Here is an 18,215-nt window from a genome sequence, read left to right on the forward strand (position 1 = left end):
TCGGCATTTTATAGTCGCGCTACCCACGCGTGAGAGCATACTTTCACGTTGCCGGCAGTTCGCGTTTCTGTCGTTACGAGCGTCGACCCACTTTATCGAAGAGCTTTCATGTCCAAACGCAGTTTTCAGACCAGGCTCCGCAATCTCTGCCTCCTAGCTATAATTGCTCTATGCATTCCGCTGATCGCGGGCTTTTTTGGCCGTGTACATCCAGCTTTCGATTCCCTGGCGCATTTCCGGGCCCATCTGGCCGCTCTTATCGCGCTCTGTTCGCTGCCGCTTGTCCTGGGTTCCATGTGGCATCATGCTGCGCTGGGTCTGTCATTGGCGTTGGCAAGTTTTCTCACCCTCGTTCCCTTGCAGACCCTGCTCCAGAACCCGTCGCGGGATGCACATGCCAGTCTCTCGGAAAGTGGGCCGCTCTATCGCCTGCTCCAGCTCAATCTGCGTTTTGATAACCCCGATCCCACCAGGGTGCTTTCGCTGATCGGGCGTGAGAATCCGGATATCATCATCTTCCAAGAAGTTTCCGAGCAGGTCTCGATGCTCCCGGAACGCCTGAAGCATCTTTACTCTCATCAGATCAAGTGTCCCGATATCTCCGCGGTCGGTTCGGTCGCCATCCTGTCTCGTCGCCCCTTCCTCACTCAGCCCCTATGCGAAAAAAGCGGGCGGCTTGCCATCGTCACCGTCGATCTGAACGGTCAGCCGGTGCAGGTGGCAGGCGTTCACCTTGGCTGGCCATGGCCTTTCGAGCAACCTGAGGAAGTCGCCAGCCTCGAACCGGTCTTTGCAGCACTCGCTGACGATGCGCTGGTCGCAGGCGATTTCAACGCGGCCGGCTGGAGCAACACGGTGCGCCGCATCGCGCTCGCCGGAGGTCTGACGCGCGGCAGCCATACCAGCCCCACCTGGCTGCATCATTCGCTGCCGAAAGTCCTGCGCCCGATTGTCGGCCTGCCTCTCGATCATGCGTTGAGCAAGGGAGCGGTGCAGATCGTCAATATTCGCAGCGGCGAGGATGCCGGCTCTGACCACACCCCGCTGTTGATCGACTTCGCCATTGGTCGCGAACCGTCTCTGGCGGAAGGCTCCACTGTCGTCGAGACACATGAAAAGCCCGCGACGAGTAGGGTCGCGGGCTGATTTCACCCCCCGCCGATCACATGTTCGGATAAACAGGTCCTTCGCCGCCCTGCGGCGGAACCCAGGTGATATTGCCGTTCGGGTCCTTGATATCGCAGGTCTTACAGTGCACGCAGTTTTGCGCGTTGATCACGAAGCGTGCTTCCTCGACCTTATGCGGCTCATCAACGGTGAGCGAATTGCCGTCGGCATCCACCCATTCATAGACCGCAGCCGGGCAGTACCGCGCCGATGGGCCGGCAAATTCAGCAAACTCCGAGCGCCGCTGCAAGTCCATGTCAGCCACCTTCAAATGTACGGGCTGATCTTCTTCGTGGTTCGTGTTTGACAGGAACACTGAAGAGAGCCGGTCGAAGGTCAGCTTGCCATCGGGTTTCGGATATTTGATCGGCTTGTATTTCGACGCAGGTTCCAGCGATTTCGCATCACTCTTGCCGTGGCTGAGCGTGCCGAAAAGCGAGAACCCGAACAACTCGTTGGTCCACATGTCGATACCGCCGAGGCTCACGCCAAACAGACCGAGCTTCGACCAGAGCGGCTTTACGTTGCGGACCTTGCGCAGGTCTCTGCCGATCGCGCTGTCGCGCCAACCGTCCTCATAAGCCGTAAGCTCGTCATTGGAGCGGCCGGCAGCCAGGGCTTCCACGACCTGATCAGCAGCCTGAATGCCGGAGTGCACTGCATTGTGGCTGCCCTTGATGCGCGGCAAATTGACAAAGCCAGCCGCGCAGCCAAGCAGGGCTCCGCCGGGGAAAGTCAGCTTCGGCACGGATTGCCACCCGCCCTCTGTGATCGCACGTGCGCCGTAGGATACTCGTTTGGCGCCCTCGAACGTATTGCTGATCGCCGGATGCGTCTTGAAGCGCTGGAATTCCTCGAACGGTGCCAGGTAAGGGTTCTTGTAATTGAGATGCACCACGAAGCCGACGGCCACCAGATTGTCCTCGAGGTGATAAAGGAAGGAACCGCCGCCGGTCGTCATCCCGAGCGGCCAGCCGAATGAGTGCTGCACGAGACCCGGCCTGGCTTTGTCCGGCGCGACTTCCCACAGCTCCTTCAGACCGATGCCGTACTTGCCAGGATCGCGACCTTCGTCAAGCTTGTATTTGGCGATCAGCTTCTTGGCCAGCGAGCCACGAGCGCCCTCGCCAATGAGCACATATTTGCCCATCAGCGCCATTCCAGGGGTGAATCCCGGTCCATGAGTACCGTCGCGCTCAACACCCATGTCGCCGGTCAGGACGCCGGTCACTTCGCCATTCTCGCCGAAGACCAGTTCGGTGGCAGCAAAGCCTGGATAGATTTCGACACCCAGCGCCTCTGCCTTGGCACCAAGCCAGCGGCAGACATTGCCGAGCGAGACAATGTAATTGCCGTGATTGTTCATCAGTTTCGGCATCAGGAAATTCGGGATACGCAGAGCACCGGACGGTCCGAGAACCAGAAATTGATCGTCGGTCACTTCGGTCTTGAACGGATGATCCTCTTCATCCCGCCAACCCGGCAGAAGCAGGTCAATACCCGAAGGGTCAACGACCGCGCCAGAGAGAATATGTGCGCCGACTTCGGCAGATTTTTCCAGAACGACAACGGAAAGATCGGGACTCTTCTGTTTCAGACGGATCGCAGCTGAAAGGCCAGCAGGCCCCGCCCCTACGATTACAACGTCGAACTCCATGCTTTCCCGTTCGATCTCGCTCATGCATTCCCCCATCGGCTGGCGTCAGAGACGCACTGGCTGGTTGTCACCGCTGGGCGTTGCGCTCTTCGCGCCGCCCCTGGCTTTTTGGCATCCGGACCGCAAATCCGGGCGCATGTCTTTAAAGCCACATTTCGTTCCGAAAGCCTATAGGCTCCGGATCATTCTTCAAAGCCGAACGCAGTTTTGCGCAAAACGGTTTCTCATAAGGTCATTCATCATCCTGGCCAAATAATTACGCTTACGTCAACGTAATACACATTCTTCCTATCTGGTTCCACGCTTTTCACGTTGCCCCGGGGTGCGTTCTGGCAAAACTTGCGCTATTGACGAGTGGAATTTAATCGAGCGCCCGCGTGACACAGCCTCTGGACCGATACGAGTTTGAAAGCATCCTTCGCTTCTACGCCGAATCTGGCGCGGACGAAGCACTGCTGGACGATGCGCCGGATCGTTTCGCGGAAGCGGCAGCGGCCTTGAAGCAGCGTATCCGTCCTGCGCCAGCAGCGTCATCTGCCGCCCAGTCGCCTTCTCCGGTTGCACAGGCCCGGCCCCAACCGATACGGGCAAATGCAGGAAGCGCCAGTCTCCCTGACGAAACGCAGGTTCTCAAAGCGCGAGAAGGCGCTGCAAGTGCGCCCACGCTCGATGCGCTGAAGGCTCTGCTGGCCGATTTTGATGGTTGCAATCTCAGGACGACTGCGAAAAACCTCGTCTTTGCCGACGGCATCCCCGGGGCTGATCTAATGTTGATCGGTGAAGCTCCGGGACGCGACGAGGACCTTGAAGGCTTACCTTTTGTCGGCCGATCGGGTCGCCTGCTCGATCGTATCCTTGCTGCCATCGGGATCGATCGTCAGAGCGCCTATATCGCCAATGTCATTCCATGGCGCCCACCGGGCAACCGCACGCCCACGCCACAGGAAACGGAAATCTGCCGCCCGTTCATCGAACGTCAGATAGAACTTGCAAATCCAAAACTCATTGTAACGCTCGGTGGACCGGCCTCGAAGGTCATCGCAGGCGCCAGTGACGGTATTATTCGCCTGCGCGGCAACTGGCAGGTACATCGCACTGCGTCCGGACTCGAAATTCCCGTCATGCCGACGCTCCACCCGGCCTATCTCCTGCGTAATCCGGCGCACAAGAAGCTCGCATGGCGTGACTTTCTCGCCATCAAGGCAAGGTTGCGCGCACTATAGCAGTTCTGCAACCGGGCGGGCCGATGAAGAGCGCTAACCGGCAGTCGATTGCTGCGCTGCTCGCTTGCGCAGCTGATGCTCGCGGAAAATGATGAAAAGCCCGGCCGCGATCACCACAAACCCGCCTACAAGAGTATGCATCGTGGGGATGTCACCGAAGGCGAAATAGCCAATGACGATCGCAAAGATCATCGACGTATATTCAAACGGTGCTACCGTCGAGGCTTCCGCGTAGCGATAGGCTTCTGTCATCAAAAGCTGCGCCACGCCGCCAAGTATTCCACAGCCAATCAATGCGATGGCCTGAAATGTCGTCAGACTGGTCCAGCCAAAAGGTATCGTCAAAAGGCCAAATACGGTCGTGGTGATGGAAAACCAGATGACGATCGAGGCGCTGCTTTCGCTTCGCACGAGGTCGCGCACCATGAGAAGCGCGACCGCCGTCAAGGCTGCACCGATGAGCGCAACGATAACGCCAAGCGATTGCTTCATCTCTATTGCCTCACCACTGGTGAACAGTGTCAGCTTCGGCCATGAGATGATAACCACGCCGATCAGACCGATGACGACTGCGCTCCAGCGATAGATGCGTATGTTCTCTCGCAGGAAAACAGCGGAGAAAACAACGATCAGCAGCGGCTGCGCGTAGCCAAGCGTCACCGCCTCCGGCAAAGGCAACAGAATCAGCGCGTAAAAGGCACAAAACATCGAGGCGACGCCTGCCAACCCCCGGATGACATGCCCGAACGGTCGCGCCGTGCGAAATGCGCCCGCCATCTGGCCAGTCATTTGCAAATAAGCGACGATCAGGACGAAGGCGAAGATCGAGCGGAAGAACACCACCTGTCCCAGCGCCACCTCGCCCGCAGCCTTGATAAGGCTCGACATCGAAACGAAGCAGATTACCGCCAGCACCTTGAGACCAATCGCAGTCATCGGCCTGTTGCGGTCCACTGGGCGCACATTTGGCGCAGCTTGCGATGTCATGGAGAAGTCTCTGCTGTCGACGGTACTGGTGATCCTAGTCAAAACCATCTTTGCTGGACTAACGCAAGACAATCTCCTGGCAATACTTTGTACCACCTCGCAAATCCCCTTTCGAATATCGGTCGATAAGCGTCCCGAACCGTAGGCAGGCCCGCAGGTTTGCTCTAAGCTTCCTCTGGATCTAGGGCATTCAAGAGGCTTTCATGCGTACAGAGACTGGCACCGTCTTCCGTCTTCAGGATTATCGTCCGAGCGATTTTCTTATCCCTGAAACCCGTCTCATTTTCCGGCTCGATCCACGCGAGACACTTGTCACAGCAACGCTGAGCCTCGAGCGCCGCGATCCGGCCGCCGACGTTACCGCTCTCAAATTGGCCGGCGACGGCCTCGTGCTCAAAAGCATTTCCATCGATGGAAAAGCCCTGGCAGCCGATGCCTATGAAGCGACCGCCGACTGCCTGATCATCAAGCAACTGCCCTCCTCCTCCTCCTTCTCCCTGACGATAGAAACGGAAATCGATCCTGAGGAGAACAAGGCACTGATGGGCCTCTATCGCTCCAGTGGCAATTATTGCACCCAATGCGAAGCGGAAGGCTTCCGCCGCATCACCTATTTCTATGATCGCCCGGACGTTCTCTCCATCTACTCCGTGCGCATCGAAGCGGATCGTGCGAACTGCCCGGTCCTGCTTTCCAACGGCAACCCGGGCGCAAGCGGAGATCTTGGCGATGGTCGTCATTTCGCGGAGTGGCACGATCCGCACCCGAAACCCAGCTATCTCTTCGCCCTGGTAGCCGGCGATCTGGGCGTCATCCGCGACCATTTCACAACCGCCAGCGGCAAACCGGTCGATCTCGCAATCTATGTCGAACACGGCAAGGAAGAGCGTGCCCTCTATGCCATGGACGCGCTCAAGCGTTCGATGAAATGGGACGAGGATGTCTTCGGCTGCGAATATGATCTCGACGTTTTCAACATCGTGGCCGTGTCGGATTTCAACATGGGCGCGATGGAAAACAAAGGGCTCAATGTCTTCAATGACAAATATGTCCTAGCCGACGAGAAGACCGCGACGGACGTCGATTACGCGTTGATCGAGGCCATTATCGGTCATGAATATTTTCATAATTGGACTGGCAACAGAATCACTTGCCGCGACTGGTTCCAGCTCTGCCTCAAGGAAGGGCTTACCGTTTTCCGCGACCACGAGTTTTCCGCCGATCAACGCTCGCGCGCGGTCAAGCGCATTGCGGAAGTGCGTACGCTGCGCACGCACCAGTTCCCTGAGGATCAGGGGCCACTCTCTCACCCGGTCCGGCCGGACGTCTATAAAGAGATCAATAATTTCTACACGACGACGATCTATGAGAAGGGATCGGAGGTCGTGCGCATGATCCGCACCCTGCTTGGCGAGCAAGCATTCCGCGCTGGCATGGACCTCTACCTGAAGCGACACGACGGCGATGCTGCGACGATAGAGGATTTCGTCAAGTCTTTCGAGGATGCAGCAAAGCTCGACCTTTCGCAATTCTCGCTCTGGTATCATCAGAATGGCACGCCCAAGGTCACGCTTTCGACAGCATATGACCAAACGGCTGGCACCTTCACCCTTCATCTAAAACAGAGTGCGATCGGCGGCCCCGCCTTGAACACGCGTAAGCCGCTGCTCATCCCGCTTGTCTTCGGTCTGCTGGGACGTGACGGGAGTGAGCTCGCATACACCGCCCCACAGGGGGTGGACGGCTCGGTAATTCGCTTTGATGCGATGGAGAAAAGCTTCGTCTTCGAAGGCTTGAAGGAAAAGCCGATACTCTCCATCAATCGCGGTTTCTCCGCGCCGATTGTGCTGAAAGACGATTTCGACGTCGCCCACCGCCTCTTTCTGGCCGCCCATGACAGCGACGCATTCAACCGCTGGGAAGCCATCAACGCCTTGCTGATGGACGCCTTGAAAAATGCCGTTGGTCAGGAAAAGACAGGCGCTGCGCTAGATTTTCCGCCGCAGATTCTTAGCCTTATGGGTAAGATCGCAGAAAATGATTCACTTGAACCCGCCTTCCGCGCCCTCGCCCTGACCCCACCTTCCGAGGCTGACCTTGCCCGCGAAATCGGTGAAAATATCGATCCGGATGCCATCTATGCAGCCCGCATCGCCTTGCAGGCTTCCATCGGCAAGGCCAATGCTGCGGCGTTCGAAAAAATATATGCGGCCAATGCGATCAACGGCCCCTTTGCGCCTGATGCCGAGCAATCGGGCAAGCGCTCGCTGCGCAATGTGCTGCTCGATTATCTGAGCTTGGCCGACGGCGGGCCGGGGCGTGCGCATCAATCGGCTATGCAATCCGGAAACATGACAGACCGCATCGCCGCTCTCTCCGTTCTGGCGCACCGCTTCCCAGATGCGGACGAGACCCGGACGGAGCTTTCGCGCTTCGAGCACGACTTCCGCAGCGATCCTCTGGTCCTCGACAAGTGGATGCAGATCCAGGCGACCATACCGGGTGAGCAGACGGTTGCACGTGTTCGCGCATTGATGAACCATCCGGCCTTTTCCATGCTCAACCCGAACCGCGTGCGCGCTCTGATCGGGGCCTTCTCTTCCGCCAATCAGACCGCGTTTCATTCAGCGGACGGATCCGGTTACACACTCTTTGCCGAGGTTGTCACCAAAGCCGACGAGCGTAATCCGCAGCTTGCCGCGCGTCTGGCCATTGCTCTTCGTTCCTGGCGTTCACTCGAACCGGTGCGTCGCGAAAAAGCGCGCGAAACGCTTGCCGTGATGGCAGCGCGCGAAGGCTGCTCCATCGATCTCTCGGACATTCTGGAGCGAACACTCGCATAGGAACAGGTTATGGAATCAGAATTGGCTCTGCGGACTCTGTTTGCCCGTAGAGTCAATCAGAAATTTACATTTCGTTAACCATAACTCTGGACAATGCGAATCACCTCTGATTCTCTAGGGACACGATTCGGGGGCAGCGGCGTTTCCCGATTGGTACTCTAAAGGCAATCTGGGGGCCTTCATGGCAAAGGCGGACGCGTGGCGCGCGACGCGTGGCAGTGCATTGTTTCAAGGTTGGTTTGCTCCAAGCGGAGAACCTGCCGGAAACGCGCGCCTTATCGCGGCACCCGCCTATCGCAAGCTGCTTGCGCTTGAACCGCTCATCCGTCGTTCTGTCCCCGCCCTTATCCTTCTTTTTCTCGTGGTGATCGCTGCTGCCCGCATCCTGTCGATGATGAGCGTGCGCGAAACCATCGACGACGGCGCTCGTACCACGCTGGCTCTCACTTCCGGCCATCTCGCCGGTACGATGAGCGAGATGTTGCGTTCGGGCGAAACGCCTTCCCTAGACACATATCGCGGCATTCTTTCCGACGCCGAGAGCCGCGGCACGCGCGGAGACTATGTTCTTGCTCTCGTCGACGCGGATATGCGCGTTCTGGCCGCCTCTCCCGAGTGGCGCAAGTGGACTGGTCGATCGCTTGAAGAGCTGATCTCCGGTGCTCAACCGCTCTTCCTGTTTGGCAAGCGTGCGGGCGTCATGGAAGTACAGTTCGCCGGCACCACCTGGTATGCATCACTCGATCTGGTGGGAGACGGCCAGGGTGCAGGTGTCGCTCTCATCTCCAAGGATTCCGTCTTTTCGCAATGGCGTAAATCGGTTGCGCTCAACGTCGCGCTTTTCGCGCTGACGGCTGGTGTTCTGATTGTCTTGCTATACGCCTATTTCAGCCAGTCGGCACGCGCGCTCACCGCCGATCGCATCTACACGGAAGCCCATCAGCGCATCGATCTCGCCCTTAACCGCGGCCGTTGCGGTCTGTGGGACTGGGACATGGCGCGCGGTCGCATGTACTGGTCGCCCTCCATGTACGACATGCTCGGTTATGCGCATTTCGACGACATGCTTTCCTTCGGCGAGGTGGAGCAGTTCATTCATCCGGAAGACGCCAACCTCTTTGAACTGGCGAACCAGCTCGCCGCCCGCGAAACTGATCACATCGACCAGATTTTCCGTATGCGCCATGCTGACGGCCATTGGGTGTGGGTCCGGGCGCGCGCGCAGGTCGTCGATCCTGACGCTGCCGAAATGCAGCTCATCGGCATTGCCGTCGACGTCACCGAGCAGCGCACGCTTGCCCAACGCTCGGAAGCAGCTGATATGCGCCTGCGCACCGCGATCGAAAATATCACGGAATCCTTCGTCCTGTGGGATGCACAGGGCCGCCTCGTCATGTGCAACAGCAAGTATATGCAGGATCAAGGGCTCGAAAATGCCGATATCATGCCAGGCATGATGCGCTATGATATTGAGAAGCAGGCGATTGCGCCGGTCGTGGAGCGCCGTCTTGCGATGGGATCGCATGGCCGCAATGCGGCTACCTTCGAACGCCAGCTCTCCGACGGCCGCTGGCTTCAGGTTTCGGAATTGCGTACTCGCGATGGCGGCATCGTCTCCATCGGTTCAGATATTACGCTCTTGAAGCAGCACCAGGAAAAACTTGTCGAAAGCGAACGTCGTCTCATGTCGTCCATCTCCGATCTGTCGCTTGCGCGCAAGTCGGAGCAGCAGCGCGCCCGCGAGTTGGTCGAGCTGAACAAGAAATACATGAAGGAGACCGAGCGCGCCGAGGCGGCCAACCGCGCCAAGTCGGAATTCCTCGCCAACATGTCGCATGAGCTGCGTACACCGCTTAATGCGATCATCGGCTTCTCCGAGGTCATGGAATCCGGCTTGTTCGGCCCGCTTGGTTCGGAAAAATACCAGGATTATATCCGCGACATCCACACGAGCGGCAATCATCTGTTAAACGTGATCAACGACATCCTGGACATGTCGAAGATCGAGGCGGGCCAGGTTTCAATCGCCAGCGAACCGCTCGATCTCAATCCCATCCTCGAGGAAACCGTGCGCGTCCTTTCCTTGCAAGCCAGCCGCAAAAATATCACTCTCGATACGCAAATCGAACCAAACATTCGTCTCAATGCCGATCGCCGCGCCATGAAGCAGGTGGCGATCAACCTTCTGTCCAATGCGCTGAAATTCACCAATATTGGCGGGCGGGTCACCCTGCGCGCCCGGCTTGCGGGTGATGCCATGGTTCTCTCGATCGAGGACAATGGCTGCGGCATCCCGAAATCCGCTCTTTCGAAGCTCGGTCGTCCATTCGAGCAGGTGCAAAACCAGTTTTCCAAGAACCACGAGGGTTCCGGCCTGGGCCTCGCCATCTCGCGTTCTCTTGTCGAGCTACATGGGGGTGCACTGCGCATCCGCTCCATCGAGCGCAAGGGAACGATTGTCTCGGTCCGCATTCCAGTGCGCGGTTCGCTATCGCAGGCAGCTTAAGGTCTAAGGACGGCGCCAACGAGCTTTTCGAAACCGTCCCGCACCATCGTCATGGCTTCGTCGATCTGCGCTTCCAGAACCGCCATGTCAGGAGCGTCCCCCACTGCCAGAAGACGATCGGCTAGTCCCGGCGGAATATCATCCGGGTCGAGCGGCCCCGTCAGACAAAGCGCGATCATCTGCGAGATGCCCGTATAGAGCCGGTGCGCCGCCGCCAGTTCGTCCGCCATCTGCGGCGTAGCCGCTCCGCCTTGGAGCTGCGACAATATTTCGACCGTCGATGTGGTTTCGGTGGCTGCAGGAACCTTAGCCGTCAGCCGTGCCACCTGGGCGATAAATTCGAGGTCGATCAACCCGCCTTTGGCGAGCTTCAAATCCCATCGGTTTTTGGCCGGCTTCTCTTCCTCCAGCAGCGCACGCATTTCTGCTGCGTCTGCACGTACCTTCGCCGCATCATGCTTCGCGCTGACAATCTTGCGCACATCGGCTTCAACCTTGGCGCAGAACTCCAAATCACCCGCGATCGCGCGGGCACGCGTCAGGGCCATATGCTCCCAGGTCCATGCTTCGCTCGCCTGATAGCGGCGGAACGAGTCTATATGCGTTGCCACCGGTCCTTTATTGCCGGAGGGGCGAAGGCGCAGATCGATTTCGTAGAGCACGCCTTCAGCAGTCGGGGCTGAAACCGCTGCGATAAGCCGCTGCGTCAATCGCGCGAAATATTGCGAGCTTGCCAGAGGCTTTTCGCCATCGCTTTCATCAGCTTCCGGATCGTGATCATAAAGCAGAATCAGATCGACGTCGGAACCCGCGGACAGTTCGCGGCTGCCGAGCTTACCCATACACAATAGTGCAATCGCACTGCCTCTTACCCTGCCGTGGCGCGTCTCCATCTCTTCGATCACCGCTTCAAGCGCGGTGCCGATCGTCAGGTCGGCAAGGTCTGAAAATGCTGCCCCCGCACGCGCCCCGTCGATCGTGCCGGTCAAAAGACGAATTCCTATCAGGAATTTCTGCTCTGCGGCGAAGATGCGCAACCGGTTGAGGCGCTCTTCATAGATTGGCGCGTTACCCAGGAACGCCTCTAGCCGCGACGCCAGATAATCGCGATCCGGCAATTCGGAGAGGATTGCGGGATCGAGCAAGCCATCGAACACATGGGGGCGCTTGGTCACGATGTCGGCCAGTCGCGGCGCCGATCCCATGATCGTTGCCAATAATTGGAGCAGACCAGGATTTGAATGGAGCAGGGAAAAGAGCTGAATGCCTGCGGGCAGTCCTTGCAACAAGCTGTCCAGTCGCAACACCGCTTCATCGGCACGCCGGGTTTCGCCGAAGGCCTTGAGAAGTGCCGGCGTCAATTCCGTCAGTCGTTCGCGCGCTTCGGCGGAGCGTGTCGAGCGATAGCGTCCGAAGTGCCAGACGCGGATGATGCGTGCAATGTCGCTTGGTCTCTTGAAGCCCAGCGAAGCGAGTGTATTCAACGTGTCGGGATCATCCTCGTCGCCTGTGAAAACGAGATTGCCGATGCCCGAGGAAAGCGACGGCGCCGTCTCGAACAGCTCGGCGTAATGTTTTTCGACCGTCTGCAAGATCGTCGTGAACCGCGAGACGAAATCTGTCTCGCCGACCAAACGCGCGATCCGCTCCACGCCCTCATCATCGGTTGGCATCAAATGCGTCTGCTCGTCATTGACCATCTGGATCGCGTTCTCGACCTTGCGCAGGAACCAGTAGGCTGCTGTCATTTCGTCGCGCGTATCGGCGTCGATCCACTTGCGCTTTTCAAGTTCGGCAAGGACCTCCACCGTCTTCTTGCCGCGCAACTCCGGCACCCGCCCGCCCGCTATCAGCTGCTGCGTCTGCACGAAGAACTCGATCTCGCGGATACCACCGCGCCCCAGCTTGACGTTGTGCCCCTTGACCGCCACCGCGCCGTGCCCCTTGTGGGCGTGGATTTGCCGCTTGATAGAATGCACATCGGCAATTGCTGCGTAATCGAGATATTTTCGCCAGACATATGGTTGCAGTTCGCGAAGGAAGGCTTCACCAGCCTTGATGTCCCCCGCGATCGCGCAGGCCTTGATCATGGCCGCGCGTTCCCAGTTCTGGCCGCGGCTTTCATAATAAACGAGTGCAGCGCCAACAGGGATACAAAGCGGTGTGGAGCCAGGGTCGGGCCGCAGGCGCAAGTCTGTTCGAAACACATAGCCATGCTCGGTCCGGTCCTGCAGAATGCGCATCATGCGCTGCGTCAGCTTGGAAAAAAGGTCACCTGCTTCCATTCGGTCCAAAATTGCCGGAGCATCAGGATCGAGGAACGAGATCAGGTCGATGTCAGACGAGAAGTTCAGTTCTCGCGCGCCGAGCTTGCCCATTGCCAGGACGATCCAGCCGCTTCCTCTGCCCGGTTGGCTCTCGTCAGGCAATGCGATCTTGCCGCGTCCATGGGCTTCACGCAGCAGGAAGTTCACCGTCGCATTGACACAGGCGCTCGCCAGATCGCTCAGGCGCTCCACAGTTACCTGCGGCTCCACATTGTTTGCGATATCGTCCAATGCGATGAGGAAGTGAGCCTGCGCCTTCAACTGGCGCAATAGCCGCATCACGTCCTTTTCGGTCTCGGCAAAACCGACGCGCTCCAGTTCCGCACGCAACTGCGCCAGTCGTTCTTCGACGGATAAGTCGAACAGCGCTTCCAATGTCTGGGGCCTGCGGCGCACACTGTCACGCATGAAGGGCGACAGATCAAACAACGCTTCAATGAACCGGACTTGTTCGCCTTCAGCTTTCAGGAGGTGCGCAAGCGCGGCAGCCGATCCTTCGATGTCCTCTCCGAGTTCCTTGCGGAACTTTCGGGCGTGTTCCGCGTCCAGCGGATGGAGCGAGCGCACGGCCAGTTTCAGTTCTGCAATCGTCTCGGCCATGGTCTGCTCTCCCTAACAACCTGTCATGCCTTGCGGGCCAGCATCGGAAAGCGCATCACCACCCGCAGCCCCGGCCCGTTGTCGAGCAATTCCAGCGTGCCGTCGTGAAACTGCATCACTGCCTTTGCAAGTGACAGCCCCAGGCCCGATCCTGGTTGCGAGCGACTTTCCTCGAGCCGCACGAACCGTTCCGTCGCGCGCTTTCGGTCATCCTCATCCGGTACGCCGGGGCCATTATCGGCAATGCTCAGCGCCAGCACGTCCCCTTCACGTTTCAGGCTGACCTCCACCGTCGGGACACGCTCGGTTCCCTGCGCATATTTGATGGCATTATCCACCACGTTCGACAATGCCTGCCCCACCAGTTCGCGGTTGACCTGCATGGGAAATTCACCGCTCACATCCCCGGAAAGCTTGACGCCGGCATCCTCCGCCAAAGGCTCGTAAAGCTCCACAACGTCGCGCATGATATCTGCAAGGTCGATCTGCGAAACCTGTTCGGCAGAGTAGCCGGCCTCTAAACGGGAGATCATCAGGATCGCGTTGAAGGTGCGGATCAACTGGTCCGATTCGGCAATGTTGGCTTCGAGGGCGGCGCGATATTCATCCTCGCTTTTTGTTCCCGCAAGTGACGCTTCGGCGCGGTTGCGCAGTCGTGTCAGCGGCGTTTTCAGGTCGTGAGCAATATTGTCTGAAACCTGCTTGAGCCCGTCATTGAGGCTGGCGATCTTCGCCAGCATAGCATTGAGATTCTCCGACAGACGGTCGAATTCATCGCCCGATCCCGTGACCGGAAGCCGCTTCGACAGATCGCCGGCCATGATCTGCCGGCTCGCCAGCGAGATATTGTCGATCCGCAGGAGTGCTCGCCGCCCGACCAGGAACCAGATCGCCAGCGTTCCCAGCCCCATTGTCACCAGCGCCACCAGAAGCGAGCGGCGGATCACCTGATTGAATAGTTGCGGCTCGCCTAGATCGCGTCCGACCAGCAATATCATCTGGTTCGGCATGCGCAGGGTCAGCGTGATCGCCTCGTGCGGGCGCTCGTCTTCCCCGCCTGCATTGCGCTGGTCGCCGTAGCGCTGGTAGCGGATCGGCTGTTCGGTCCACCCTTCCATAGCCAGTACGCGTGGATCGATTGCCTGCACATTGCCGGAAAGCACACGACCGTTCGGATCGGCAAGCAGATAGAGATTGGCGCCTGGCTGGCGTGACCGTCGCTCGATCACCCGCACAAGGGCCGGCAGACCGCCGCGGCGATAACCTTCCACCACGCCGCGCACCTCTTCGTTTATGGTCGCCTGCGTCTGGTCATAGAGCATACGCTGCGACAACGACATCATATAAAAAACGAGGAATGCAGCGCTCACGGCAAAAAGCAGCAGAAACAGTGCGGACAGCCGAAAAGCCGTCGTCCGAAGCAGGGCACGGAGACGGGGTATCATGTCGCAGCCCGCAGGACATAGCCTGCGCCGCGCACAGTGTGCAGGATTGGCTGCTCGAAGCCCTTTTCGATCTTGGAGCGCAGGCGCGAAATATGAACGTCGATCACGTTGGTCTGCGGATCGAAGTGATAGTCCCAGACATTTTCAAGCAGCATGGTGCGCGTCACCACCTGCCCCGCATGGCGCATCAGATATTCGAGCAAGCGAAATTCGCGTGGCTGCAAGAGCACGTCCTTGCCGCCGCGCTTGACCGAGTGCGACAGGCGATCGAGTTCCAGATCGCCCACACGATAGGTCGTATCGACTTCCTTGGCGCCGCTGCGCCGGTTCAGGACCTCCACTCGTGCGAGCAATTCGCTGAAGGCATAGGGTTTCGTCAGATAGTCGTCGCCGCCAGCGCGCAGGCCGGTAACGCGGTCATCGACCTCCCCCAACGCAGAAAGGATCAGTGCAGGTGTCGTGTTTCCGCGGGCACGCAAGGCCGCGATCACCGAAAGCCCATCCCGGCGCGGCAACATGCGATCAACGATCAGCACATCATATTCGTTGCTGTCCGCCAGCGCGAAACCGGCCTCTCCGTCAGCGGCAAGGTGGACGGTGTGGCCACTCTCCTCAAATGCCTTTTCGAGATAGGAGCCAGCCTCGCGATCGTCTTCGATTATAAGAATCTTCATAGTCTGCCTCCGCCACTCTTCTCTAAAAACGATGGCGGCGCTCAATACAAGCCGCCGCCACCGTCATCTACAAGCTCGATGCTCACGCGCCCCTTCAAAAAGGCACGCGCCAGCAAGCACACCGAAGAAGCGCGTGCCCTGTCAACCTTCGGCGATAGGCATTGGAACGAAGCGGGTCGCTCCGTCGCGGTCGATCTGCAGAAGAATTGCCTTACGGCCCTTCGACGTTGCATCCTCCACAGCCTTGGACACGGAATCTGCATCATTCGCAGGCTGCGAATTAACGGAGACGATCACGTCGCCGGTCTGGATGCCACGCTGGCTGGCTTCACCATTCGGGTCAACATCGGTCACGACCAGCCCTTTGCCGTCTTCCGACGGCGTAACGGTCAAGCCGAAATCGTCCAAACCGCTACCCTCCGTCTGCCCGCCATTTTGTGGGGTCATGACAGACGCCATTTGATCCTCACCCGGCATGGCCTTGAGATCAACGGACTTGGTTTCTTCCTTACCTGCACGCCAGACGCTGATCTCGACCTTACTACCCGGGCTGATGGCGGCAATCATCCGCGACAGTTCGCGCGGCGATTCGACAACCTCGCCATTGACCTTGGTCACCACATCCCCGGTCTGGATGTCCGCGGCCTTGGCAGGCCCGTCACCCTGCACCCCGGCGATCAGTGCTCCCTTGGCATCGGAAAGACCAAGTGAGTCTGCAATCTCCTCATTCACCGGCTGAATCTGTACGCCCAGCCAGCCACGTTGGACCGAGCCATCCTTCATCAGCGAGGCAACCACGTCACGAGCAACAGATGCCGGAATTGCAAATGCGATGCCGACATTGCCACCCGAAGGGGAGAAGATCGCGGTGTTCACGCCGACCACTTCGCCGTTCAGGTTGAAGGCCGGCCCACCGGAATTGCCGCGATTGACGGCAGCGTCGATCTGAAGGAAGTCGTCATAAGGACCCGCGCCAATGTCACGACCGCGTGCCGAAACGATACCGGCGGTAACCGTTCCACCAAGACCGAACGGATTGCCGACTGCAACTACCCAGTCGCCGACGCGAACGCTGTTGTCATCGGCAAAATCGACATAGGTAAATGTCGTATCTTTAGCATCGACCTTCAGAACTGCGAGGTCCGTGCGCGGATCGGTACCGATGAGCTTGGCCTCGAATTCCTTTCCGGCCTCGGTAACGATCGTGAACTTCTCGCCGTCGGCAACCACGTGGTTGTTTGTCACGATATAACCGTCCGCGGAGATGAAGAAGCCCGAGCCCTGCGCAACGGTGTGCGGTCGGGAGGGGCCATGCCGGCCGCCACGTTCACCGCGCGGTCCTTCGAACTGGAAGTCGCGGAAGAAGCGTTTCAACGGATGGTCGTTAGGCAAATCGTCAAGATTCGGGACGCCGAAGGAGAACGAACCGCTGCCGCCGGCTACTTCTTTTGCCTTCTGGTCCACGCGAACCGAAACGACGGCAGGCGTAACCTTCTCGACGATGTCACCGAAACCCGGGACCTGCGCCTGGCTCTCCACGCGAACCGGCTCGGCATTCGACTGGCTGATACCGGTCGTTGCCGCGCCGAAGCCGATAACGCCCGCGAGCGCCACCGATGCAACGGCCGACATAAGGCGCTTACGACCTTGGAACAGGGAAGAAGTAGACATTTTGACTCCTCGTGAATCGTGCGAGATGATTTGTTCTGACGATTTAGATAGAGCCTCGTACATTACCTTCCAATTTCCATTGGATGAATTTTTGGTAATGTGATGCCTAAAGCTGCTCGTCCGGGCGCAAGGTCAGTACAGATACGCCCGAAGCAGTCACGGCAACCGTGTGCTCGAACTGCGCGGAGAGCGATCCGTCCTTCGTCACCACCGTCCAGCCATCCTCTTCGGTCTGTACGGTACGCCGTCCTCGGTTGAGCATTGGTTCGATGGTGAAAACCATCCCTTCCCGCATCACCGGACCTGTTCCCGGCCTGCCGAAATGCAGGATTTGCGGCTCCTCATGCATTTCCTTGCCTATGCCATGGCCGCAATATTCGTGCACTACGGAATAGCCATGGCGCTTGGCATGTTTTTCGATTGCAAAGCCGATATCGCCGAGATGCGCGCCCGGGCGAACGGCCTTTATGCCCTTCCACATTGCGTCGTAAGTTGTTTGCACCAGTCTCCTGGCAGCCGGGTTCACATTGCCAATCATGTAGGTCTTGCTGGCATCGGCGATATAACCGTTCTTCTCGAGCGTGATGTCGAAATTGACGATATCGCCATCCTTCAACAGATCCGATGCTGATGGAACGCCGTGACAGACGACCTCGTTGAGGGAAGAATTCAGAACGAAACCATAATCATATTGCCCCTTGCTCGCGGGACGAGCGCGGAGATCCTCAACGATAAAGCGCTCCACCATATCATTGACCTCAAGCGTCGAGAGGCCGAGCAATGGCGTCCGATCCAGAAGCGAAAACACGGAAGCCAAAAGCCTGCCCGATTCTGCCAGCAGCGCCAGTTCTTCAGGTCGCTTGATCATGCTTCGTCCGCCACCAGAGATTGTGCTGAAACGCCGGCCGAGCTGAACTCGCGCTCAATGATCTCGTTGAAACTAAGCGTCGGATTGGTTTCGCACAGCATTCCGACCTTGATCCAGAAACTGGCCTGCGCGTTGATCGAGCGGCAAGAGACCTTGCTTGCTCGTCGCAGTTGATCGTGCAACTCGTCCTCGACACTGACAATGCCCATGCTTATCTCTCTATATGAATCATATACGATCCATATAA

General features: G+C 58.4%; 12 protein-coding genes. 4 read left to right on the plus strand and 8 right to left on the minus strand.

The annotated features are described in order from the left end of the window. The first annotated feature begins 108 nt into the window (after positions 1–108). Positions 109–1,146 carry an endonuclease/exonuclease/phosphatase family protein gene (locus IE151_RS07360; protein ID WP_189489350.1) on the plus strand — a complete coding sequence of 346 codons (1,038 nt, stop codon included), beginning with the start codon at positions 109–111 and terminating at the stop codon, positions 1,144–1,146. 16 nt (positions 1,147–1,162) lie between these two features. On the opposite strand, the gene IE151_RS07365 is transcribed toward IE151_RS07360, so the two are convergent. Then, positions 1,163–2,848 (minus strand): electron transfer flavoprotein-ubiquinone oxidoreductase, encoded by a 1,686-nt coding sequence (locus tag IE151_RS07365; RefSeq protein WP_189489351.1) that lies wholly within the window; start codon positions 2,846–2,848, stop codon positions 1,163–1,165. Positions 2,849–3,201: 353 nt separating this feature from the next. Here IE151_RS07365 and IE151_RS07370 point away from each other — a divergent pair, with 353 nt between their 5' ends. After that, positions 3,202–4,047 (plus strand): uracil-DNA glycosylase, encoded by an 846-nt coding sequence (locus IE151_RS07370; RefSeq protein ID WP_189489352.1) that lies wholly within the window; start codon positions 3,202–3,204, stop codon positions 4,045–4,047. Between the two features lie 33 nt (positions 4,048–4,080). Here IE151_RS07370 and IE151_RS07375 read toward each other — a convergent pair whose 3' ends face one another. Next, positions 4,081–5,034 (minus strand): DMT family transporter, encoded by a 954-nt coding sequence (locus tag IE151_RS07375; RefSeq protein WP_189489353.1) that lies wholly within the window; start codon positions 5,032–5,034, stop codon positions 4,081–4,083. A 203-nt stretch (positions 5,035–5,237) separates the two neighbouring features. Between IE151_RS07375 and pepN the strand changes: the two genes are divergently transcribed. Both pepN and IE151_RS07385 read left to right on the plus strand, forming a co-directional pair. After that, the gene (pepN, locus tag IE151_RS07380; RefSeq protein WP_189489354.1) at positions 5,238–7,877 is read left to right on the plus strand and encodes an aminopeptidase N; all 2,640 of its coding nucleotides are present in this window, start codon (positions 5,238–5,240) and stop codon (positions 7,875–7,877) included. Positions 7,878–8,058: 181 nt separating this feature from the next. Further along, a complete protein-coding gene (locus tag IE151_RS07385; RefSeq protein ID WP_189489355.1) occupies positions 8,059–10,383 on the plus strand; it encodes a PAS domain-containing sensor histidine kinase in 2,325 nt (774 codons plus the stop codon). On the opposite strand, the gene IE151_RS07390 is transcribed toward IE151_RS07385, so the two are convergent. The 6 genes from IE151_RS07390 to IE151_RS07415 all read right to left on the minus strand — a co-directional run bounded on the left by IE151_RS07390 (position 10,380) and on the right by IE151_RS07415 (position 18,177). Further along, positions 10,380–13,310: a bifunctional [glutamine synthetase] adenylyltransferase/[glutamine synthetase]-adenylyl-L-tyrosine phosphorylase gene (locus IE151_RS07390; protein ID WP_189489356.1), complete on the minus strand. Its 2,931-nt coding sequence runs from the start codon at positions 13,308–13,310 to the stop codon at positions 10,380–10,382. The two genes, IE151_RS07385 and IE151_RS07390, sit on opposite strands and share 4 nt — an antisense overlap. Positions 13,311–13,333: 23 nt before the next feature. Beyond that, on the minus strand, positions 13,334–14,755 hold the full coding sequence (locus IE151_RS07395) for a sensor histidine kinase (protein WP_189489357.1): 1,422 nt from the start codon (positions 14,753–14,755) through the stop codon (positions 13,334–13,336). Next, entirely contained in the window at positions 14,752–15,429 is a 678-nt protein-coding gene (locus IE151_RS07400; protein ID WP_189489358.1) for a response regulator transcription factor, read from the minus strand. Before IE151_RS07400 ends, IE151_RS07395 begins: the two co-directional genes overlap by 4 nt. Before the next feature lie 141 nt (positions 15,430–15,570). Next, on the minus strand, positions 15,571–17,100 hold the full coding sequence (locus tag IE151_RS07405) for a Do family serine endopeptidase (protein WP_244636648.1): 1,530 nt from the start codon (positions 17,098–17,100) through the stop codon (positions 15,571–15,573). A 106-nt stretch (positions 17,101–17,206) separates the two neighbouring features. Beyond that, positions 17,207–17,968, minus strand: a complete 762-nt coding sequence (map, locus tag IE151_RS07410; RefSeq protein WP_189489359.1) for a type I methionyl aminopeptidase — start codon at positions 17,966–17,968, stop codon at positions 17,207–17,209. Then, on the minus strand, positions 17,965–18,177 hold the full coding sequence (locus tag IE151_RS07415; protein WP_189489360.1) for a ParD-like family protein: 213 nt from the start codon (positions 18,175–18,177) through the stop codon (positions 17,965–17,967). Before IE151_RS07415 ends, map begins: the two co-directional genes overlap by 4 nt. Positions 18,178–18,215 lie beyond the last annotated feature (38 nt).

The sequence above is a fragment of the Limoniibacter endophyticus genome (assembly GCF_014652835.1).
GTDB classification, from domain to species: Bacteria; Pseudomonadota; Alphaproteobacteria; order Rhizobiales; family Rhizobiaceae; genus Limoniibacter; species Limoniibacter endophyticus.